Below are 23,592 nucleotides of genomic sequence, written 5' to 3' on the forward strand. Positions count from 1 at the left end.
GTAGTTATATAATTATAACCATTTCTTAACATCACTTAAAGGTAAGCCCCAAGCGTCAGAAACACCTTTATAAACGACTTCTCCACTTACTACGTTCAATCCTTTAGCTAACTCCTCATTTTCACGACAAGCTTTTTCCCAACCTTTATTTGCCAATTGTATAGCATACGGTAAAGTTGCATTGGTTAAAGCTAAAGTTGAAGTATATGGCACAGCTCCTGGCATATTGGCAACACAATAATGAACTATTCCGTCAATTTCAAAAGTTGGGTTTTCGTGAGTTGTTGGCTTGCAAGTTTCAATACAACCGCCTTGGTCAACGGCAACATCCACCAAAACTGTACCTGCACGCATTTCTTTCAACATTTCACGAGTAATTAAATGCGGTGCTTTTGCTCCTGGAATAAGAACCGCTCCGATTATCAAATCTGATAATTTAATGGCTTCACGGATATTATATTCGTTGGACATCACCGTGTCAACATTGGCTGGCATTACGTCTTCCAGATAACGTAAACGAGGTAAACTTACGTCCATAATGGTTACGTTTGCTCCTAAACCTGCTGCCATTTTTGCAGATTGTGTTCCCACAATTCCACCGCCTAAAATCAGCACATTGGCTGGTTTTACCCCTGCTACACCTCCTAACAAAATACCACGTCCACCCATTGGTTTTTCTAAATATTTTGCTCCTTCTTGAATCGCCATACGTCCTGCCACTTCCGACATCGGTACTAATAATGGCAAACTTCTATCCGTTTTTTCGACTGTTTCATAAGCCAGACAAATTGATTTACGCTCAATCATGGCATGGGTCAATTCTTCTGATGAAGCAAAGTGAAAATAGGTAAATAATAATTGATTTTCTTTAATGAGGGCGTATTCAGAAGCAATAGGCTCTTTTACCTTGCAAATCATTTCTGCAATGGCGTAAATTTCTTCAATAGTAGATAAAATGTTTGCTCCTGCTTTAGTATATTCTTCATCTGAAAAACCACTTCCTGTACCTGCTTGTGACTGTATATAAATGGCATGACCATTTTTCTTGAATTCAGCTACACCTGCTGGTGTTACAGCAACACGATTCTCATTGTTTTTGATTTCCTTTGGAACACCGATTATCATAAAATTGGGATTTTAATGGATTCAAGAGTTTAGGAGACTTTTGGAATAATTATGTATTTAACCAAATGTAATGTGTAATCAAGTAATTTTTTCAAATAAACAATTAGCTCCTAAACTCTAAATCCTTGTCTGTAAATGAAGTGATGTACAAAATTAATCATACAGGAAATACTTTTGTAAAAAGTGAAATAATAAGAAAATTGATTATTTTTTGAATTAGGTTAAAGAAAATATTTCTGTAAATTTGTTATTTAACAATTATTTAAAGTAAATTTTTCTTATGACCATCGACAAAACAGATATTCGTATTTTACAACTCCTTCAAGAAAATGCACAATTTACCTTGAAAGAAATTTCGCAAAAAATAAATTTGTCGATGACTCCAACGCATGACCGTATCAAAAGACTTGAAAATGAAGGGGTAATAGAGAAATACGTAACGATTTTGAACAAGAAAATGATTGGCAATCCGCTAACCGTTTATTGTAGTATTAGTTTGGATAAACAACAAAAAAACCATTTTGAAGAATTTGAGGAGGCAATCAAACAGTTTCCAGAAGTCATAGAATGTAGCGTTATCTCGGGGAGTTTTGACTATATGATTAAAGTTATTGCAAAAGATATGGAAGCCTATAATGAGTTTTATCAGAAGAAACTGTCTGATTTACAGAGTGTTGCTCATATCAGTAGCTCGTTTGTAATGTCGGAAGTGAAAAATACAACGGTATTACCCTTGTAAATCACAGCTTCTGCTTCGACCGTTTATAATCCGAATCTATGTAACTCGAATCTCCTGATTCGACCCTTTATAGTCCGAATCAGGAGATTCGGGGTACATCAAAAAACTTTTCCATGTGTTGCTTTAATAATTACTCCCAAAGCTGGGCGGATTATTTTTAACGTTCCCCAAGCAATTTCAGAAATTACTTCATTGCCAAATAATTTTTGAACGATTCTTCCAACCCAAAGTCGTTGCGAAAAATGCTTTTTCCATCGATTTTGATAATTGGTTTCTACCAAACCTCTATCGTTAAAGTTCTCTAAAATGCTTTCAGACAACAATTTAGCTCCGTGAATGGCAATTGCCATGCCGTTTCCGCAAAGTGGTGTAATTAATCCTGCCGAATCTCCTACCATTAAAATATGGTTCTCAATAGTTGTTTTTGGAGCAAAAGATATTTCGTTGATGACTTCTGGTTTTTCGTATAGGAATTCAGATTCAGTAAATATTTTTTGTAAATGTGGATTTTTCCAGAGAATATTTCTTTCCATTTCTGCAATTGTTCCATGCTTACGAAGATTCTCACGAGTTGTCAAGTAGCATAAACAATATTTGTCTCCTTCAATGGCAGAAATACCACAATAACCATCTTTAAAATTATGCAGGGCAATTAAATCTTTCGGGAAATCGGTTTTGATATGATATTTTACACCAATGTACGGGCTGCGTTTTGTGAAGAAATCTCTTTGTAGTGTGGCATCTAATTTTGTGCGTTTTCCAAAAGCTCCAATAACAAAACGGCTATTAAAAGTTTCAAAATGTGTTTTTACGATAAATCTATCGCTTTGAAAATCAATGCTTTCTACGGTATTTTCTAATAAAAATGTTACGCCGTTTTTTTGAGCTAATTGAAACAATGTATCGTCTAATTGATAGCGACTGATGCCAAATCCGCCCAAGTCTAAATTGGTTTCTAACTTCCTTCCTTTGGGAGAAGTAAACTGGAATTTTACGATTTCTTTTACGTTTAATTCCTTAAAATTTAATCCGATAGACTTCAGAAATGGACGAGTTTCATTAGAAATATATTCGCCACAAACCCGATGAAAAGGATATTTTTTCTTCTCAATTACCAAAACTTTTTTACCAGCTTTCGATAAGAGAATACTACTCACCAATCCTGCTAAACCCCCACCTGTGATGATAATGTCATACATAATTTGCTCATTTTCAAAATCTGACAATAATATCGTAAATTTAGGTCATGGAAACAACAATTTATCATTTAGTGATTCCCGAATGGTGGGAAAATTTTGCAGACAAAGATTATTACGAATCAGAAATGCTTCACGAAGAAAAATTTATTCATTTATCAACTGCTGAACAAGTTAATAACACACTAACGAATTATTTTAAAGGCGTTGAACGTGTGCTTTTGCTTCATGTAGATACCTCAAAGCTAACCTCTGAATTGATTTTTGAAGATATATTTGGGATTGGGATTCAATTCCCACATTTGTATGGGCGTTTGAATAAAGATGCCGTAACATTAGTAGAGACGTTGCCCGCAACGTCTAATTGGACGAATATCAGTAGAGACGTTGCCCGCAACGTCTAATTGGACGAATATCAGCAGAGACGTTGCCCGCAACGTCTAAATGGACGAACATCAGTAGAGACGTTGCCCGCAACGTCTAAACAATTTAACCAAGACGTTGCCCGCAACGTCTAAACAATTTAACCAAGACGTTGCAGGCAACGTCTAAACAATTTAACCAAGACGTTACAGGCAACGTCTCTACAATTTAACCAAGACGTTGCGGGCAACGTCTCTACAATTTAACTAAGACGTTGCAGGCAACGTCTAAACAATTTAACCAAGACGTTGCCCGCAACGTCTCTACAATTTAACCAAGACGTTGCAGGCAACGTCTCTACAAAATGAACGAAAAATATAAAAATCTATACCGAATACCGTCTGCACGTTTACAAAATTGGGATTATACGGCAGATGGGGCATATTTTATAACAATTTGCACAAAAAATCGTATCCATTTTTTCGGTGAATGCGAAAAAGGGAAAATGAAATTATCTACCATTGGAGCAATTGTACAAGGGCTTTGGTACGATATTCCTAATCATCCTCCGTACTCGGTTATTTTAGGGGATTTTGTTGTGATGCCAAATCATATTCATGGAATTATTGTTATTGATAAATCGACAGTAGAGACGTTGCCCGCAACGTCTAAGACTGAAAATGAGCAAATAATAGACATTCAACCTGAACCTGAGACGTTGCAGGTAACGTCTCTACCTTTGAAAAATGAATTTTATAAACAAATTGCTCCAAAAGCAGGTTCGATAGCAAGAATAGTTGGGGCTTTTAAATCTTCTTGTTCTCGACACATAAATGCAGGGTTTCCTGATATAAATTTTGCTTGGCAAGAACGCTTTTGGGATAATATTATTCGTACAGAGGAATCTTATGATAATATTTCTGATTATATTATTAACAATCCTTTCAATTGGGATAAGGATAAGTTTTTCGATTAATATAAAATTATATAGATGCTTTACCCACAAAATATAGAACAAAAATTAGGTTTCGATAAAATCCGTGAGCGACTCAATGAATTGTGTGTCAGTACATTGGGGCGTTCTTTTGTTGAGAAAATACGCTTTTCGGATAATTACGACCAAATTCAGAAAATGATTCGTCAGGTGGATGAAATGAAGAATATTCTCCAATTTGAACCACAGGCTTTTCCTTCTCAGAATTTTTTAGACGTTAATTATCAATTATCTAAAGCCTCCATTGAAGGGGCTTTTTTAACGGAAGAAGAGTTCTTCAACGTAAAACTTTCACTTCGTACTATTCAAGAATGTTTACGTTTCTTTGATAATAAAGAGCCAGAAAGTTATCCAACTTTACGGGAATTAGTTGGCAGTGCTTTTGCTGAAAGGGAGAAGAAAGAAGATGAAAAATCAAAAGTTCAGATTCAAAATCCAAAATTAGAAATTCGTTCTCTGCTTGATGCTTTCGATAAAATTATTGACGATAGAGGCAAGCTGAAAGATAATGCCAGTGCTGAATTACAGGCAATTCGTAGAAGAATACAAGTGCAAGAAGTTGATTTACGGAAGAAATTAGACAGCATTCTCAAAAATGCACGCTCAAATGGCTGGATTTCTGACGATTTTTCATTGACTTTGCGGGGCGGTAGAATGGTAATTCCCATTGCTGCCGAACACAAACGAAAGATAAAAGGATTCGTTCATGATGAATCTGATACAGGAAAAACCGTTTTTCTCGAACCAACGGAAGTATTGGAAGCCAATAACGAAATCCGAGAATTAGAGTCGGCAGAAAAACGAGAAATTGTCAGAATTTTGATGGAATTAACCACCAAAATGCGTCCACAAGTTCCTGTTTTACGGAAGGCTTACACCTTTTTGGGCATTGTAGATTTTATTCGTGCAAAGGCAAGATTAGCAATTGAAGTCAATGGAATTGCACCATTAAGCATTAATAGTCAGGTAGTTGATTGGAAAAATGCAGTTCACCCTTTGTTATTTTTATCATTCAAAAAACAAGGGAAAACGGTAAAACCATTGACGATAACGCTCAATGCTGAAAATAGAATTCTGTTGATTTCTGGACCCAATGCGGGCGGTAAATCTGTGACCTTGAAAACACTTGGTTTACTCCAATTTATGTATCAATGTGGTTTGTTAGTGCCAATGGCGGAGCATTCAACGATTGGAATGTTCCGAAATGTTTTTATTGATATTGGCGACGAACAAAGTCTTGAAAATGACCTCAGTACGTACTCGTCTCACTTGACGAATATGAAATATTTTCTCCTCAATTCCGACCGTAAAACTTTGTTTTTGATTGACGAATTTGGAACAGGAACAGAACCAAGTTTAGGCGGCGCAATTGCAGAAAGTATTTTGGAAGACCTCAATAAATCGGGAGCTTACGGAGCGATAAATACGCACTATACCAACCTGAAAACTTTTGCCGATAAAACCAATGGACTTGTAAATGGAGCGATGCGTTACGATGCTGAACTACTTGAACCGATGTACGAATTGGAAATTGGAAAACCTGGAAGTTCATTCGCTATTGAGATTGCCTATAAAATTGGATTACCTAAAGCGATAATTGATAAATCGAAGCAACGGATTGGTAATCAACAGGTTAATTTCGAGAAATTACTTAAAGAATTAGAAATTGAGAAGAAGGTTTTTGCTGATAAAAATGTAGAAAATGCAACCAAACAGCGAAAACTTGACCAATTATTAGAACAATATGGTTCATTAAAAACCTATTTGGATAATGAGAAAAAGACGATTCTGAATACCGCAAAATTACAAGCGAAAGAATTGGTGAAAAATGCCAATCAAAAGATTGAGGCAACCATTAAAGAAATTCGTGAACAAGGAGCAGAAAAACTATCAACAAAGGAAATCAGACAAGATTTACATGATTTTCAGGATGGTTTGAAAATGGAAAAAGTGGTGGCTCAGGCTGCACCGAAAGAAGAAAAAGAGCAGGTTGAAAAAGACGTAATTGAGGTAATTTTGGGTGAAATTACGGTTGGTTCTTTGGTAAGAATTAAAGGACAAGAAGCATTAGGAGAAGTGCTGGGGCTACGTGGAAAAGATGCGGAAGTTGCCATCGGTGATTTGAAAACAACAGTAAAATTGAATCGTTTAGAAAAAATTTCTCGGAAGGAATTTAAACAAAAAACAGGTTCAAAAACCAAAGTAGTTGGGGTGGATATGAACGACAAAATGATGAATTTTTCGTTTAATTTAGACATCAGAGGAAAGCGAGGAGAAGAAGCCTTAGTAGAAGTTGATAGATTTATGAACGATGCCATTATGGTTGGTTATGACGAACTTCGTATCATTCATGGGAAAGGCGATGGTATCCTTAGAACGCTGATTCGCAACCATTTACGTGGCTATAAACAAGTTGGAAAGACCCAAGACGAACACGCAGATAGAGGCGGAGCAGGCGTTACGCTTGTGAGTATGAAATAATTAAGAAAGAGGTAATTAGTTATTGGTGATTAGAAAACTTGTAAAATACTTATGCTAAATGATTAGTTTATTTTCTGAGGAATCAACTAATATCCATATCCAATAACCAATATCCAGTAACCAATTTCCAGTAACTAATATCCAGTAACCAATTTCCAGTAACTAATTCCCAATATCCAATATCCAGTAACCAATTTCCAATAACCAATACCCTTTAACCAATGGAATATCAAGAATTATTAGCCAAATTTAACCCAAGCGAGCAACTTATTTTACAGTATTATTCAATGTTGGATGAAAAACTCAATGCGGGAGAATTTGATAGTTTTTTAGCAAAAATGAACCTTACCAACGAAGGAAAGACTTTTAATGGGTCGCTTTGTACAAAACTAAGGCAGAAATATATTGATAATGGTATTTTAATTAAGCAACCCATTAATAATTATTTGTTTTTTGTAGATATTTCTTTCAAAGAATTTTTGATTAAAAAAGCATCGGAAGAAGATTGGTTTGGGGAGGCTTTGAGCAAAATTAAATTGTCTTATCCAATCCAATTGTGGGACTATACTCGGGCTGAATATAGAAAAGCAAGAGATTTTAGATTAGCTATTTACGGGCAGAATTTTTCTTATTTAATGGAAAAAATCGACCCTGAGGAAATAAATGAGAGTCATAAACAAGTATTGGCGATTGTTTTTAAGTACGGGTTGAGTTTAGCAAATCTTAGTATTTTTCCGAAACAAATTATCCGTCAGGTATTAATAATGCTCGCCAATGATGCTATTATTCGAGGGGATTCTGTTCATGTTTTTTTAGAACATTGGCTTGAAAATAATCTTCCTAAAGATGTCAGATACATTGATTATCAGTGTACTGAGTTGTTTTTACAAGGAAATTTAAAAGAATCTTTAGCCATTATTAAGGCACAAAAAGAACTTAATTATCGCCTTTTGAGCCTCTGGGGATTGATTGAAACCATGAATGGCGATTATTCCTCAGCTATTAAAATCTACGAAGAATCTTTAAAAGCATGGAGAAAAGAAACGAAGAAAAAGAAGGGCTACTTTATTGAATGGTCGTTGTTGGGCTACGGTTTGGCACTTTACAAAACCAAAGAAAGTAGCTTTTTGAATTTTTATCAAGACTACGAAAAATACGCTTATAAAAACTTCGATATTCAGAATTATGTGCAGGTTTTGGGTTCATTATACGCATTTTCAACCAATAATGATGCTCGTGCAAAAAGCCTACTTCAATCGGTAAATATCAACACCTTTTCAGTCTTTCAAACCTTTTGGTTACTGATTTTTTCTTCCAATATTCCCAAAGCATCTTTTGAAGAAAACCTTGTTTTTAATGCTCTTCGCAATGCCGAAGATAAAGGGTTAAAACTCGTTGAAAGAGAAATTTTATTTAATATTTCTCGAAAAAAAGAATCTTCTTTTACCGAAAATCAAGCTGAAAGATTAGAAAAATTGAATCATGAAATTGGTAATATTCCAATAGGCGGAATTATTCCTGTGGTGGAAGATTGGGAGCGAAGTTTGACTATTTTAGCGGCATTGGGAGAAGAAATAGAAGGGGCAAATTTATTGACAAAAGTAGCCGAAGGAACGCAAAGATTGGCATGGTTTATTGATTTTAATGGTCAAATAATTCAACCAACTGAGCAAAAAATGAATAAAACAGGTTGGACAACGGGTAGAAATGTTGCCTTGAAAAGGTTGAAATCGGGAGAATTAAAATACTTGACTTCTCAAGATGAAAAAGCCGTTCAAATAGGACTTATTGAAGAAACTCAAAGTGGTGGTTGGGGGTATTATGGTTCAACGACTAATCTGTATTTTGACTTTGAAAAAACGCTGCCTGTTTTGATTGACCATCCTCTTTTATTTTTGATGTCTCCACCAAATTTGCCTGTAAGTTTAGTAAAAGGGGAAGTTTCTTTGCAAGTAAAACAAGATAAAAATGGACTGAAAGTAACTTTTGATGAGACTTTTAATCAGGCTGGTTTGATGTTAGTTAGAGAAACTGCTACTCGTTATAAAATATTAACTATCACGCCTTTACACGTTAAAATTAGGCAAAGTTTTTCTGGAAAATCCCTGAATATTCCTGCTTCTGGCAAAGAAAGTTTGCTCAAAGCCTTGAGTCCATTAGCTAAAAAAATGGCAATTCAAAGTGACCTTGACGAACAACTTACCGACTTGCCAACCGTTGCAGCTGATTCAAGAATCTATGCCCTTATCAATCCGATGAACGATGGTTTTCATCTTGAACTTTTTGTAAAACCATTCTCTTCTACTGCTCCATACATGAAAGCGGGTAAAGGTTCAGAAAACCTGATGGGTATGGTCGATGAAGTCCGCACGCAGACAAAAAGGGACTTGAAAAAGGAAAAGAAAAATCTGCAGGAAGTCGAAGAAATGTGTCCGTATTTGGTGGCGACTGAAAATGAAAATCACGAATGGATTTTGGATACCCCCGATGATTGTTTGCAGGTGATGATTGAATTGGAAAAACCCAAACAGCAAAATAAATTGGTTATTGAGTGGCCAAAAGGTCAAAAACTCAAATTGGCAGGTAATATCACTTCCGAAACGCTCAATATCAACATTATCAGTAAAAATAATTGGTTTGAAGTTTCGGGAGAAACAAAGGTTGATGATGGCTTGGTGATTTCCTTGCGAGATATTTTACAAAAGCTGAACGGACAAAGTAATTTTATCGAAATGTCTGACGGTCAGTTTATTAGCATCACCGAAAAACTTAGAAAACACCTGCAAATGATGCGTGCCGTTTTGGACGATAAAATGCGTGGAAATATTTTGGTATCCAGTGTTTTTGAAGATTTATCGGATGAAGTAAAGAATTTTAAGGCAGATAAGGCATGGAAAGACAACATCAAGCGTTTAAAAGATGTGCGGTCGGTGAAGGCAGAAATTCCAAGTACATTTCAGGCAGAATTACGTCCATATCAAGAGGAAGGTTATCAATGGCTTTCGCAATTGTCCAATTGGGGCGTTGGGGCGTGTCTTGCCGATGATATGGGACTTGGAAAAACCATTCAAGCCCTTGCTTTATTGTTGCAACGTGCCGAAAAAGGTCCTGCTTTGGTGGTTGCTCCTTTGAGTGTTTGTCGAAATTGGGAGAAAGAAGCTCGCCGTTTTGCTCCGACTTTAAATCTGTTAATTTTTGGAGGAACGAGCCTTGAACGGAAGGAATTATTAGAAAATGCCAAAGGATTTGACCTTGTGGTGGTGAGTTATGGATTACTTCAAACAGAAGAAGAACTTTTCAAGCAAACTAAATTTGCCACGATTCTTTTGGACGAAGCTCAAGCCATTAAAAACCGAACAACTAAGCGTTCTAAAACAGTAATGGCATTGGATGGAGATTTCAAAATTATTACCACAGGAACGCCCGTAGAAAACCATTTAGGCGAATTATGGAATCTTTTCAATTTTATAAATCCTGGACTTTTGGGTTCTCACGACCGTTTTAATGACCATTTTGCCATTCCAATTGAACGAAATCAGAGTTTGGAAAGACGAAGAGCTTTGCAAAAAATTATTCAACCGTTTATTCTGAGAAGACGCAAAAACCAAGTTTTAGATGAACTTCCTGCCAAAACAGAAATCGTTTTGAACGTAGAAATGTCTCCCGAAGAACGCTCTTTTTATGAATCATTACGCTTAGATGCCCTTGAAAGAATTGCCTCAGATTCGGGTGAGATTCAAGATAAAAGGTTCAAAATTTTAGCAGAATTAACCCGTTTGAGATTAGCTTGTTGTAACCCCAAATTGGTCAATCCAGATATTCCGTTGAGTAGTTCAAAACTCGAATTATTTGGCGAAGTCATCGAAGAATTACTTGAAAATAAACACAAAGCCTTAGTATTCAGTCAGTTTGTAAAGCATTTGGCAATTGTAGAAGAATATTTAATTTCCAAAAATATCTCTTATCAATATCTCGATGGTAGTACGCCAGCCGTAAAAAGACAAGAACGTATTGATGATTTTCAACGAGGAAAAGGCGATGTATTTTTGATAAGTTTGAAAGCTGGAGGAACGGGGTTGAACCTCACCGCTGCCGATTACGTCATTCACCTTGACCCTTGGTGGAATCCAGCGGTGGAAGACCAAGCTACCGACAGGGCTCACCGAATGGGGCAACAACGCCCCGTAACCGTTTATCGTTTGGTGACGGAAGATACCGTAGAAGCGAAAATTTTGAAACTCCACGAAACAAAACGAGATTTGGCAGACGGACTTTTGGAAGGTTCGGAAGGAAGTGGCAAACTTTCAGCAGACCAATTAATGGATTTGATTAGAGGAATATAAGATTATGTACCACAGGCTTTAGTCTATAAGTATAAATAATTGCTTACAAACTAAAGCCTGTGGTACTTTATTGATTTTCACAACATATAAAATGTCTATTAAAAAACTTATTTTTTTACTCTTCCTACTCACTTTTAGCAAGATGCTTTATGCCCAAGATAATCCAAGATATTTGGCGTTTTCTTTGGTGAATCTCGACCATCGTAATCCACAAATTGCTGATATTCAAAAAGCAGCGGATTTGGGAATGAATGCCTTTATTGTGAGTATTAGGAAAGACGTAATTGTTGGAAAAAAAGTGAGCCAAACCAATCCTTGGCAACAGTACGATGACCAAATTGCCACTGCTCGAAGTCGGGGAATGAAAATTTGTTTCAGAATTGTATTTGCTACTTGGTGTAACAACAAAACCGTTGGCGAACCACTTGATAATAATGTTGGGACGTGTACAGGTTTTAATGCTTCCGAAAGAATGTTGGGTATTGACCAAAGAGGAGCTTCAAGAGTGCATCAACAATCGTTTGGTTATACTGGTTGTGACCAAATTGACGACTGTGGACAGATGATGACAACCAGTTTGTCTTCTGCTAAAACTGTCCAAGAAATGCAAGATTTTACCTTGCAGGTTTTACAACATTATAAATCCGTAATTGATGCAGGAGACGTGATATATTGTTCGGCAGTCATTACGCCAGAACAAGAGTTTGGGTATCCATTTGTGACAACGAAAGGGCTAAACGGTGTTGTAAATTCTCTATTTGACTACTCTCAATCCATGATATTGGGTTTTAGAGAATGGTTGAAAGTGAAATACAATAATGATTTTTCAAAGTTAAAATCTTCATGGGGAAGTTATGGGAATGCCTATGCAAGTTTCAATTCAGTAGAACCTCCAAAACCCGTTGGTGATTATACTTGGACGGTTTTTTTATTGGGAATCGCAGGAAATGATTGGTACGTTTATCGTCACAAAATGCTAAAAGATTATTGTGCCGCTTTTACAAAAACGATTAAGAATTTTAATGGTAATTTAAAAGTAGTAAATGATTTTGGGTCTTTAAATGACCAAGCAACGGTTCAGCGTGGAACATTTGCCTTCAAAGATATTGGCGAAGGCACTGACGGGGTAAAAATGAACAGTAGCCCTTATCAAGACCACCGTTTTATCATGGATGTGGCTCGGACAAATTTTAAGGATAAATGGATTATGATGGAGGTGGAATCGTTTAAAGACCGAACTGACCTCCAAGAAGCTCATTTTATCGAGGCTTATACACATGGAGCAAAGTTAGTGGGTGCATTCGCTTTTGATGTCTTGAACAATCAGGCACATCAAGATTTATTACGACGGATGACCGATAAGTTTATTAAAGGAAATCAGCAAGTTGAAAAAATTGAAACGTGTGGAACTACCATAAGTTCGATTTACGAATTATTGGAAGATGGCGGTTGTTTGATGAATAAAGCTGTTACCGACAAAGATTGTCGTTCTTATAAAGATTGGGTAAATCTAAGAAAAGCAAACGGAGATAAACCCGTAAGAGTTATTTTAGATGAAAGTTTTGTTACGGGGAAAATCTTGAACTTAACATCTTCAGATTTATCATTTTGTGGGTCTATTTCTAATTTTAAAGAGGTGTATTCTTCTGATTGTCAGAGAGTTGGTGTTAAGCCAAAAGCTAATGATAACCTCAAAGGAATGATAGAAAGCGTCGCTTGTGATAAAATCACAGGTTGGGCAGTGAACACTAAAAATTTAGACGAAATTCAAGCCATTGATATTTATATAGATAGCGTAAAAATTGGAACTACTCAAGCAAATATTGGTAATCGTGCAGATTTAGTAACAACATTTAATAATCCCAAAGCTAACTTTAGAGGTTTTAGTTTCACTTTGCCCGATACCGCTTGGTATAAATCTGGTCAAGCCAAAAGAATTTATGCTCGTTTTGCCAACACCAATACATTATTAGAAGACAGTGGAGATTTAAAAGTTTTGGCTTGTGAGGGAATTGGTTCGGGTACGTGCGGTGCAAAATACCGCTTAATTATTTCTCCTGATTCATTAACCAATGTTTTGTCGAGAGCAACGGAATATAAAATAGCCGTTTCTTCCAATACAAAATGGCAAATATCAAGAACTGCCAATTGGTTCACAACCAGTACAGATACAGGAAGTTTTAATGGAAATTTTACGCTGAAAATTACCGCAAATGGAGATACAGGAACTCGTCGAGGAAAAGTTACATTGACCGCAGGAAATTTAGTAAAAAGCATCACCATTGCTCAAAAAGGAGTAGGTCAGCCTTATTTGACTGTTTCTCCCGACTCAATTGTTACGATAACTTTTGTTGGGGCAGAATATAGAGTTGTGGTTAATTCTAATGTAAAAATTACCCTCACCAAAGATGCCAAATGGATAACCGCCGACCCCGAAGGAGAGGTAAGTAGTTCATTTGGATTAAGAATTGAACAAAACCCTGATACTTCTACCCGAAGAGGAAAAGTAATATTGACTGGTCAGGGCATCAGGAAAGTTTTCTATATCGTTCAAAAAGGTAGAGGACAAATTTGTAATGGTTGTAACGGCACGATTGATACCGACAAGCCCTTTAACGACCCAAATGAAATAGCGGGTCAATTGGCACCTTCTACATACAGAGGTTGGGTTGAATCTGCCTCTTGTTGTAAGGTGACAGGCTGGGTGTTTGATTCTCAAAATTTTGATGAGAATTTAACCGTTGATATTTATTTGGATAGGCAAAAAATAGGTACAACAATCGCTAATTTGGGGTATCGTACAGATTTAGCAAGTACATACCAAAGTGATAAATTATTGTATAAATCTTTTTGCTTCACAATCCCTAAAAATACCTTAGATTCCTTCAAAAATGGGCTTAATAAGCAATTATATGTTCGTTATGGAGGAACAATTACAAAATTATATTCGCCAGAACAACGCTATTTAATTTGTAGTCCTACTCAAGTTTGCCCGATTGGAGAGAATTGTGAGGAGAGAGGTTTTCAAGATTATTTAGAGGTAGTTTATCCAAACCCAAGTAAGGATATTTTTAAACTATCCTTATACTCGCTTAAAAATCAGGTAGCAACGCTAAAATTAGTGAATACCGAAGGAGGTTTATTAAAGAGTGTTAACTATAATGTAATTAATGGCATAAATAATCTTGAAATTGATGCTTCCGACCTTCAAAACGGTGTTTTATTATTATCAATTAGCTTAGAAAATGGTAATAGTTTGTTCAAGCGATTGATTAAAATTGAGTAAATAAATTGGTAGTGGCGAATAGCATTCGCCACTGTTTATGAATGGTTGGCGAATGCCATTCGCCACTACAATTTACAGAACATTAGACGTTTGTTCTTTGATTTTTTCTAATTCATCTTTCATATTTACGACAATTCTTTGGAGAATTACGTCGTTTGCTTTTGAGCCAATCGTATTGATTTCACGACCAATTTCTTGAGAAAGGAAGTTTAACTTCTTGCCATTTCCTTCTTTCAAAACTTCTTTAAAATAGGTTAAATGCGTGCGTAAACGTACTTTTTCTTCCGAAATATCATATTTTTCGATATAATAAATTAGCTCTTGTTCGAAGCGATTTTTATCAAATTCTTCATCATTCATCAATTCGCTTACTGATTTTCTCAAACGCTCACGAACGGCAGGAATACGGTTTTTATCTTGTGCTTCTACATCATTCAAAAGCTCTGCAATTTTGTCGATATATTCTACAAATTTTGCCGAAACGATTGCACCTTCACGCAAGCGAAATTTGGTACATTCTGCAATTGCCTGATTTACTGCTTTCAAAATTTGTTGCCATTCTGCTTCTGCTTGTTCTTCCGAAGCCACTTCTGTATTGAAAGCGTTTGGTAAAGTCAGAGCAATTTTGAAAAGTTCAACGGGGTCATTTGCCGCAAAATCTTCAGAAGATTCTATCAAATCTTGCATATAAGCATTTACTAACGGACGGTTTATACTTGTACCAGAGCTTGCAACGTCTGTGTAGTTGGTGGTAAGGTTAAACTCAATTTTACCACGTTCGAGCGACTGCGTGAGTAGGTTTCTGATTTCTATTTCTCTGAAAGAGAGGCTTTTAGGGATTCTACAATAAATATCAGTAAATTTTGAATTTAAAGATTTTACTTCTGCGGTTACGGTTAAACTGTTCGATTCTGAAACAGATTTACCAAAGCCTGTCATTGATTTTAACATTTGATAATTGTTTTTGAGTTTGGTTATTAATTATTTGTAATGATTGATTTGAATATTTTATCTATCATTTTAACAAATTAGCTAACAAACAAATGTGGAAGTTTGAAATGAAAAATCAATCTCATTTTGGATTGATTTTGATGCAAGTTACATAAAAAGAGCTATAAAATTGAACCTATAAATTCAAATGATAACGCTTGAAATTAATTTACTCTAAATGTGTTTTGTGCAAATAAAAACGTTGCCAATGTCCAAAATACTGACAACGTTTTTATTTTGAGATTAATAAATTACTGTTTATAAACCACGCCATCTTTCATCACGAAAGATACTTTTCGCATTACCTTGATGTCTTGTAATGGATTTCCATCTGTGGCAATAATATCAGCAAATTTTCCCATTTCAATTGTACCTGACTCTTTTTGCGTTCCCATAATGATGGCAGGCGTGATGGTAGCGGCTTTAATTGCCTCAATAGCTGGCATTCCTGCCTCTACCATATACTGAAATTCATAGGCATTATATCCGTGAATTGAAACGCCAGAATCTGTACCGAAGGCAATTTTTACGCCTGCTTTGTACGCTTTTCCGAAAGTTGCTTGAATCAGTGGCCCTGTTTCTAAAGCTTTTGGCACAACCAATGGATGATAATATCCTGGAACTTTTGCAGAATCAGCAACGGTTTTTCCTGCCAAAATAGTTGGAACAAGGTACGTTCCGTATTTTTTCATTAATTCAATGCCTTCGTCGTCCAAAAATGTACCGTGTTCAATTGTTGTTACGCCACCTTTTACGGCACGTTTAATTCCTTCTGTTCCGTGTGCGTGAGCAGCTACGTGAAAACCATAATCTTTGGCAGTTTCTACGATAGCTCTAACTTCTTCTTCGGTAAATTGGGGAGCTTTTCCACTTTTAGCAATACTCAAAACACCGCCAGTTGCCGTGATTTTGATACAATCAACACCATCTTTATAGTGCTGACGAACTGCCTGACGACATTGTTCTACACCATTAACAACGGCGGTAAGATATTGAGGGTCAAGGGTATATTTTTCAGCAAGTCCGTTTGACGGGTCACCATGTCCACCTGTGGTAGCAATAGTTTTTCCAGAAGTGAATATTCTTGGACCAATAACAGTTCCTTTATTGATGGCATTTCTCAAAGCTACATTTACGCCCGAACCGCCCAAATCTCTAACACTCGTAAAGCCTGCCATAAGGGTATTTTTAGCGTATTTTGTGGCATCAAAGGCAATGTCTGCGGCATTCAATTGATAGCGTTTAATTTCACCGCCTTTGCTGGTTTCTTGTTCTAAATGCACGTGCATATCGGTCAAACCTGGCATAACGGTTTTGGTACTCAAATCAATGACTTTATCAGTTCCACTTGGTGTAATAAACCCCTTTTGAATACCAGTGATTTTTTTGCCTTCGACTACAATTGTCATTTTGGATTCAGCTTCATTTTTTACGGCATCAATCAATGTACCGCAATGAATTAATGTTTTTTGAGCATTCGCTATCGTTGCAGAAAAGCAAAGACTCGCTAAAATTAGTAGTTGTTTTTTCATTTGTTGATTTTGATATGATTTGTTTAGATAAAAGTAAAAAAACTCAGCTAAACTATTGACCTTTTGTGGTAGATTTTAATTTTCAATAATATCTGCAACAAAAACACCAAACACAAGATTTGTTCTTTTATAAAACTGTTGGTATTAATTTTACGTATATTTTCAAAAGTAGATTTGATAATCGACTCTCTTAAAACCATAAATCATGAACGAAAATTCAGAGAAAATTAAAAAAGCGATTGAGCCTTTAAGACAACAAATTATTAATCACAAGGTGTATTCGGTAATGAACGACCTCGACGACTTGAAAGTGTTTATGCAACATCACGTTTTTGCCGTTTGGGATTTTATGTCATTATTGAAATCGCTTCAAAATAATCTTACTTGTACAAGCGTGCCTTGGTTTCCGAAGGGTTCAGCGGATACACGTTATTTAATCAATGAAATTGTGGTGGGAGAGGAGTCCGACGTGGATAGTTTTGGCAATAGAAAAAGTCACTTTGAACTTTATTTAGATGCCATGCACCAATGCGGAGCGAATACATCTCAAATTGAAAAGTTTGTAAGTGTTTTACAAGAAACTGGGGATTTGAAATCGTCTTATTTAATATCAGAAACTCCTGAAGCGGCTCAACAATTTGTTGATTTTACTTTTGATATTATTGGAAGTAAAAAAGATTATTTGCAAGCGGCAATTTTTACTTTTGGTCGTGAAGATTTAATTCCAGGAATGTTTCATGCTATTATTAATGACATTCATGAAAGTTTACCAGAGCGTGTTTCAAACTTTAAATATTACTTAGAAAGACACATTGAAGTTGATGGCGACCATCATAGTCATCTTGCTTTGGAAATGACGGCAAATCTGTGCGGCGATAACGAGGCGTTTTGGCAAGAAGCTGAGGAAGCAACAATTCTGTCTCTTCAAAAACGCATAGAACTTTGGGACGGCGTTTATGATGCCATTGTTAGTCAAAAGGTTTTAGGTTAGGAAAAAAAACACCTTCCCGAAAGTTTAATGCTTTCGGGAAGGTGTTTTTTATTTTCCTGCAAAAATCACTCTATTTGCCTGTTTTAGGTAATATTTGCTTCTTTTTGTCAAAATAATATTGCCTTTTTGCCAAGTTGGGAATCTCGTTTTTAATTTTTTCGATAACACCACACTTCCAGTAATACTTGGCATAAATATCTCCACCTGCTTGTTATCATCGCTAACAATGACTGCCGCAAATGACTTGTACGAGTTCTTAGGTTTTACTTCATTCAGTTGAATTGGTTGTTCAAAAGTTCTAATACAATCATTTTTTAGAATAGAAAAAGTGTAACCTGCGGAGGGTTTACAGCCGTGAGCGTCAGTATCTCCACCAACCAAAGGAGGTAAAGTTTCAGAAGGTTTAGGTTCTGTTTGTCCGAATGATAATATTGACATTGATGTGATTAGAATGCAAATTGAAAATAATTTCTTGTACATTTTAGTGGTATTTTTGATAATTATTTGACACAGAATTCTAATTCATCTTTATAAATATGAAGAATATCTTCAATTTCGGTAGTTGATAAATCTGGACGGTTAAATGATGCAGGGAAATCTTCTATTGTTAAGGAAGTTTTGTCAAATAAATGCCCCAATAAATTTTCAGCACCTGTGCGTGTACTACTGGTTAAATACACTTTTTGAGGGAGTATTTTTAAGAAATTTCCGATTCTCAAAGCAGTATCAAATTGAGCTAATTCGTTGATTCCTTCGGTTTTAGCTTTTTTAACAATATCAAAAATATCATCAAAACTTATCGCATTTTTCAAGTCATCCTCTAAAGTCGCTAAACTTTCAGCGAAAGAATCAAGTTCTGTACGTCCCACTCTTCTTTGATGAAAATGGATTTTATTGTTTTCGTCGATAGCTTTAGCCGCCACATTAATGGCATCGGTCAAGCTATTTTGCCCAACACAAAACTCAATATGTTTATCTTCTCTTTTACGACTATTAGCTTTGTAGTGTTTTATAATACTGTCGAGCTTTTTGGTATTGTATATGGGCATTTTTGTGTTTTTTGTCTGATCTGTGATTTTGGGATTTGGATTATCCCAAAACCACAGGTCAGAATTATTTCTTCTTTACCTCAAAAAATACAGCTAATCCTAAAAGACCAACCATTAAAATTGAAGCTATTAAATCTATTTTACCGCCTTTTGCTACACTTTCAGGCTCAAATTTGAACTCAATTTTATGTTTTCCTGCTGGTACAACCATTCCTCTCAAAATATAATCAGCACGGAAATGAGGCTTATAAACGCCATCTACATAAGCCTTCCAATCAAGATTTCCACGATAGAAAATCTCTGAAAAAATAGCCAGTTGGTCTGTTTTGGCATTACTTTCATAAGTCATCAAATTGAGTTTATAGTCAGTCAATTTAATGGAATTTGCCGTACTGTCAAACGCAATTTTTAAACCTGCCAACTGCTCTTCGTAACGTTTGTCGATGAAAGCCGTTTGTTTAGGATTAAATTTATCCAAAGCCTTCATTTCTGTATCGGCATTGGCTACAATTTTAAATTCTTTTACAAACCAAGCATTTCCACAAGCATCAGGATTTTGCTGAACCATCGGTTGTCCACCTTGTTGTTGAGCTGGCATTGTGAAGTATTTGGTATTCAACATATTAAATACCGACATATTATTTTTAGAGAACTGATTCTCAATGATTTCTTGATAACGACGAAGTTTCGCACCATGATAACCGCCTAAAGATTTGTGGTAATAAGAGGCAGTTGCATCATTCGAAAATCCTTGTGGAGAAGCCCCATCTAAGACACGATAAATAGATTTGTCTTTCAAAATTTGTTCATCAACTGCCGTCGGAGCAAACTTTTCTTCTTCTTCTGATTTTGACACAAAATTGTCGTTATTAAAATATCTTTTATCAACGCCAAATAAGTCAAAAACCACCAAAATGATTAGAATTGGATAGAAAACCACATCTTTAATTTTATTGGAAACCCAAGCCCAAATCAATCCTGCAGCCAAAAGTATTAAAACTAAAGAACGGAAGGCATCGGAACGTAACAACGATTCACGGTCAGAGGCAATGGCTCTGATGATATTTCCATCTACTGCTTTGTCTCCTGTAATTTGCATCGCAGCGTCATTTGCTCCTTTGAAACTGAAAAATAATGACGGTAATAAGGCAAATATTAGAGAAAATCCTGCGGTTAATCCTAAAGAGTAAATTAAAGGTTTTTTGAGGTCGTTGAATGTTGGTTTTTGCTCCGAAATTTGTTTTAATGCTAAAATTCCTAAAGTCACCATCGCCAAATCAGCCAATGACAAAATCATCGTAACTGCTCTAAATTTGTTGAACATCGGGAAATAATCGAACATCAAATAATTCAAAGTGGGTAAGTTTTTACCCCAAGAAAGCATCGTGAAAATGATAGCCGAAGCAACAAGCCACCATTTTGTGCTTCCTTTTACCAAAAATGCCCCTAAAGCAAATAAGAAAATGATAATTGCACCTGCATAAGCTGGGCCGCCCGTACTTGGCTGGTCGCCCCAATAGGCTGGGCCGTGTTCTGCAAATCCCATGGCACTTTCTTCTGGAATACCTGCTTCAACCATTACTTTCAAGGTTTCAGATTTCTTTCCACCTAAAGTTCCACCCGACGAACCACCGTAAAAATTAGGAATCAAAAGTGTGCCTGATTCACCAATGCCATAACTCCAATTATAAGCATAATCACGGTCTAAACCGCCTTTTGACTGATTATTGGTAGTCAATTCAGATTTACCACGAATGGTTTCGGCAGAATAAACTGCGTTATTCCACAAACGCATAGTGTGGTTTCCTAAACCAATTAAAGCCCCACCGCCAAAAGCTAAAAGAGCAAAAACTAAAGGTTTAAATTCACCAAATTTAACCTTGTCAATGATTTTTATCAAGACATATCCACCTAAAAACAAACCAAAATAATAAGTAATTTGTACGTGATTGGCGTATATTTCAAGGCTCATAAATAAAGCCGTGAGGGCGGCACCGAGTAAATATTTGCCATTGAAACACAGCACAGCACCAGCCGCTACCATCGGAGCGTAAGCCAATGCCAATACTTTAGAAGTGTGTCCTGCGGGAATAATAACCATATTCCACGAGCAGAATGCGTAGGCAATCGCTCCTAAAATAGCTTGCCAAGTATTTGCACCAAGTGTAACCAATAAAATATACATTCCCAACATCATCAAGAAAATCATGTTGATAGGCGTAGGCAAAACTCCCATAATATTACCGCCAATCATTGAGCCAAGACTATTCGGATATGCTCCTTGAATCATAAATGAAGGCATTCCACCAAACATAGAGTTTGTCCACCAAGCATATTCACCAGTTTGTTTGGTAAATTCTGCTGCTTCATGAGCCCCTGCTTGAGCCATCGTAATGTCGTGTTGTGATAATTGTTTACCCTGAAGAGCAGGTAATGCGTAAATCCCCGCCAATACTACAAAGGCAATAACAGCATATAAATGTGGTAGGAATTTCTTAAATGAAAATTTCATAAGGAATTTTTTCAGTTTTTGGGTTTTAGGTTTTAGGGTTTAGTAAAATGCTTTTGACTAAAATAAAACCTTAACCAATGAAACAATAAGTGGTGTTGAAATAAGTTAGATTACATTGTTGTAAGTTATTTACTCCAATCCTGAAACCTAACGCCTAATATCTAACACCTATTTTACAAAGATATATATTTACTAAGTCTTAATATTCATGTTTCGTGCCAATTTGAACCTTTTGATTATTTTAATGTTTTATTAACTGTTAATCAAACCATTTCTTAGTAACTTTGTCTAATCAAAAAAGTACAAAATACATATTTTATAAAAAATGAAAAAATACACTCTTTTCTTTACTTTTTGCCTGTCAATCAGCGTGTTTGGTGCATATTCTCAAGATTCTAAAGCTGGAGCAATTATTGATGCCATGCAGAAAAAGTACAAAACTATGAAGTCTTTTGGGGCAAGTTTTACTTATGGAGTTGATGGTTCAGCCCAAGTATTGCAGGGCAATATTACTGTAAAAGGCTCAAAATATCGTTTGAAAACAGGTGGACAAGAAATTTTCAATAATGGTAAAGAAGTTGCCACATATATCAAAGAAACCAACGAAGTTAATATTTCTGATTATGAACCTTCTGAAAGTGATTTGAACCCTGCTAAAGTTTATACTTTCGATAAAAAAGGATTTCGTTATGTTTTTGTTCAAGAAGTGAAGGAAGGCGGAGAATCTTATGAAGTAATTGAACTTTCGCCAGAGAAAAAAGGAACACAAGTTTCAAAAGTGAAAATCAAATTGAACAAGAAAGATAAATCAGTTAAAAGTTGGGTAATTACCGACAAAAACGGAAAACGACAGACTTTTAAAGTGAATAAATTTACGCCAAATGTGGCAGTAGATGAAAAATATTTCGCTTTCGATAAAAGTAAATACCCTGGAGTTGAAGTGAATGACCTTCGATAGAGGAGAAAGTGTTAAAGGAGAAAGGGAGAAATGGGTTATAACCCGTTTCTCCCTTTTTTCATTCCTTCTTTTCAGCTCTTAAATTAAAATCTCTCTCAAAATTGGGACTTTCTGTTTTTCCCCATTTGTCCCAAAAAGTGAAATATAGCCCAAAATTATAACGGTAAAATTTATGATGATGGCTATGATGTGTTGCTCCAATGACGTGTTTCCCCAATAAATTTCCAAATACATTTCTCGGATAAATCTCAATATCAAGGTGGTTAATAGCAGCGGTAAGTGTCATTATCGTTAAATGTGTTATTACGGCGTATATGTGCATTGGCACAATTATCACGATTACGGGCATGATGAGAGCTTCCAATAAACCTTCAATTGGGTGAAATGAAAAGGCAGTCCAAGCGGAGGTAATTTTGCTATCGTGATGTACTTGATGAACGTATTTGTAAATTTTTGGGTGGTGCATCCATCGATGCAACCAATAATAATACGTTTCGTGAATAAACATTGAAAGCAAAATACTAATAGGAATCCACCAAATTGGATAATCATTGATATTCAGATAGACAACAGTATAACCCTTTTGCCAAACAATAGCGGATAATGCTCCAATAACCGAAAAAATGGCTGCCGTTAAAGTTGACCAATATACTTCTGTTTGAAATTGTTTGGGAGGATAAGCCTTTTTGTTAATCTTCCGTTTTTCCCATTCTTTATGTTTCCAAATATAAAAATAGACGTGAAATAATCCGCTTAAAAGAAAATATCGAGATGTTACAATGAAGAATATCAAGAAGCACAGTGAGACAAAAACCAATGGTTCTGTGAAATTTAAAGAGAAGAGGGATTTAATCATTATCGTTTTATTGACAAAATTTAGGGGATAGTTTTCTTTGATTTGTTGCTATTGGACACAACAAAAACAGTATTTCTATAATAACTATTTGAAGAGAGATAAAGTTAACAAAATTATTGAAATATCATTGAATCACAATTTTGAGGATTATTAGACGTTATTAATAATATTATTTCT

The 23,592-nt window shown here is 35.8% G+C and carries 16 protein-coding genes; 8 read left to right on the forward strand and 8 right to left on the reverse strand.

Annotated features, from left to right (window positions below; translation table 11 throughout):
- Positions 1–12: 12 nt before the first annotated feature.
- The gene (ald, locus tag VB796_RS12960) at positions 13–1,125 is read right to left on the reverse strand and encodes an alanine dehydrogenase (RefSeq protein ID WP_323346974.1); all 1,113 of its coding nucleotides are present in this window, start codon (positions 1,123–1,125) and stop codon (positions 13–15) included.
- Between the two features lie 280 nt (positions 1,126–1,405).
- On the opposite strand from ald, the gene VB796_RS12965 reads away from it, so the two are divergent.
- On the forward strand, positions 1,406–1,864 hold the full coding sequence (locus VB796_RS12965; protein ID WP_323346975.1) for an Lrp/AsnC family transcriptional regulator: 459 nt from the start codon (positions 1,406–1,408) through the stop codon (positions 1,862–1,864).
- 98 nt (positions 1,865–1,962) lie between these two features.
- Here VB796_RS12965 and VB796_RS12970 read toward each other — a convergent pair whose 3' ends face one another.
- A complete protein-coding gene (locus VB796_RS12970; RefSeq protein ID WP_323346976.1) occupies positions 1,963–3,090 on the reverse strand; it encodes an NAD(P)/FAD-dependent oxidoreductase in 1,128 nt (375 codons plus the stop codon).
- 20 nt (positions 3,091–3,110) lie between these two features.
- Here VB796_RS12970 and VB796_RS12975 point away from each other — a divergent pair, with 20 nt between their 5' ends.
- The 5 genes from VB796_RS12975 to VB796_RS12995 all read left to right on the forward strand — a co-directional run bounded on the left by VB796_RS12975 (position 3,111) and on the right by VB796_RS12995 (position 14,527).
- Positions 3,111–3,464, forward strand: coding sequence for a DUF952 domain-containing protein (locus VB796_RS12975; RefSeq protein WP_323346977.1), 354 nt, complete (start codon positions 3,111–3,113; stop codon positions 3,462–3,464).
- A gap of 323 nt (positions 3,465–3,787) precedes the next feature.
- The gene (locus tag VB796_RS12980) at positions 3,788–4,399 is read left to right on the forward strand and encodes a transposase (RefSeq protein WP_323346978.1); all 612 of its coding nucleotides are present in this window, start codon (positions 3,788–3,790) and stop codon (positions 4,397–4,399) included.
- 15 nt (positions 4,400–4,414) lie between these two features.
- Entirely contained in the window at positions 4,415–6,898 is a 2,484-nt protein-coding gene (locus VB796_RS12985; protein WP_323346979.1) for an endonuclease MutS2, read from the forward strand.
- 221 nt (positions 6,899–7,119) lie between these two features.
- Positions 7,120–11,241 (forward strand): DEAD/DEAH box helicase, encoded by a 4,122-nt coding sequence (locus tag VB796_RS12990; RefSeq protein WP_323346980.1) that lies wholly within the window; start codon positions 7,120–7,122, stop codon positions 11,239–11,241.
- 91 nt (positions 11,242–11,332) lie between these two features.
- Complete coding sequence (locus tag VB796_RS12995) at positions 11,333–14,527, forward strand: BACON domain-containing protein (protein WP_323346981.1); 3,195 nt, start codon at positions 11,333–11,335, stop codon at positions 14,525–14,527.
- Positions 14,528–14,599: 72 nt separating this feature from the next.
- Here the strand turns inward: VB796_RS12995 and VB796_RS13000 are convergent, their stop codons facing one another.
- Together VB796_RS13000 and VB796_RS13005 are read right to left on the reverse strand one after the other, a co-directional pair.
- Positions 14,600–15,478 (reverse strand): YicC/YloC family endoribonuclease, encoded by an 879-nt coding sequence (locus tag VB796_RS13000; RefSeq protein WP_323346982.1) that lies wholly within the window; start codon positions 15,476–15,478, stop codon positions 14,600–14,602.
- Positions 15,479–15,768: 290 nt separating this feature from the next.
- On the reverse strand, positions 15,769–17,049 hold the full coding sequence (locus VB796_RS13005; RefSeq protein WP_323346983.1) for a metal-dependent hydrolase family protein: 1,281 nt from the start codon (positions 17,047–17,049) through the stop codon (positions 15,769–15,771).
- A 205-nt stretch (positions 17,050–17,254) separates the two neighbouring features.
- On the opposite strand from VB796_RS13005, the gene VB796_RS13010 reads away from it, so the two are divergent.
- Entirely contained in the window at positions 17,255–18,040 is a 786-nt protein-coding gene (locus tag VB796_RS13010; protein ID WP_323346984.1) for a DUF3050 domain-containing protein, read from the forward strand.
- A gap of 48 nt (positions 18,041–18,088) precedes the next feature.
- On the opposite strand, the gene VB796_RS13015 is transcribed toward VB796_RS13010, so the two are convergent.
- The 3 genes from VB796_RS13015 to VB796_RS13025 all read right to left on the reverse strand — a co-directional run bounded on the left by VB796_RS13015 (position 18,089) and on the right by VB796_RS13025 (position 21,601).
- Positions 18,089–18,478 carry a hypothetical protein gene (locus tag VB796_RS13015; protein WP_323346985.1) on the reverse strand — a complete coding sequence of 130 codons (390 nt, stop codon included), beginning with the start codon at positions 18,476–18,478 and terminating at the stop codon, positions 18,089–18,091.
- Positions 18,479–18,540: 62 nt separating this feature from the next.
- Positions 18,541–19,089, reverse strand: coding sequence for a hypothetical protein (locus VB796_RS13020; protein ID WP_323346986.1), 549 nt, complete (start codon positions 19,087–19,089; stop codon positions 18,541–18,543).
- A 64-nt stretch (positions 19,090–19,153) separates the two neighbouring features.
- Positions 19,154–21,601 (reverse strand): hypothetical protein, encoded by a 2,448-nt coding sequence (locus VB796_RS13025; protein ID WP_323346987.1) that lies wholly within the window; start codon positions 21,599–21,601, stop codon positions 19,154–19,156.
- A gap of 325 nt (positions 21,602–21,926) precedes the next feature.
- On the opposite strand from VB796_RS13025, the gene VB796_RS13030 reads away from it, so the two are divergent.
- Positions 21,927–22,559, forward strand: coding sequence for an outer membrane lipoprotein carrier protein LolA (locus VB796_RS13030; RefSeq protein ID WP_323346988.1), 633 nt, complete (start codon positions 21,927–21,929; stop codon positions 22,557–22,559).
- 58 nt (positions 22,560–22,617) lie between these two features.
- On the opposite strand, the gene VB796_RS13035 is transcribed toward VB796_RS13030, so the two are convergent.
- On the reverse strand, positions 22,618–23,415 hold the full coding sequence (locus tag VB796_RS13035; protein WP_323346989.1) for a sterol desaturase family protein: 798 nt from the start codon (positions 23,413–23,415) through the stop codon (positions 22,618–22,620).
- Between the last annotated feature and the right edge of the window lie 177 nt (positions 23,416–23,592).

It is taken from the genome of Arcicella sp. LKC2W (assembly GCF_034931005.1).
In the GTDB taxonomy this organism is placed as follows: Bacteria; Bacteroidota; Bacteroidia; order Cytophagales; family Spirosomataceae; genus Arcicella.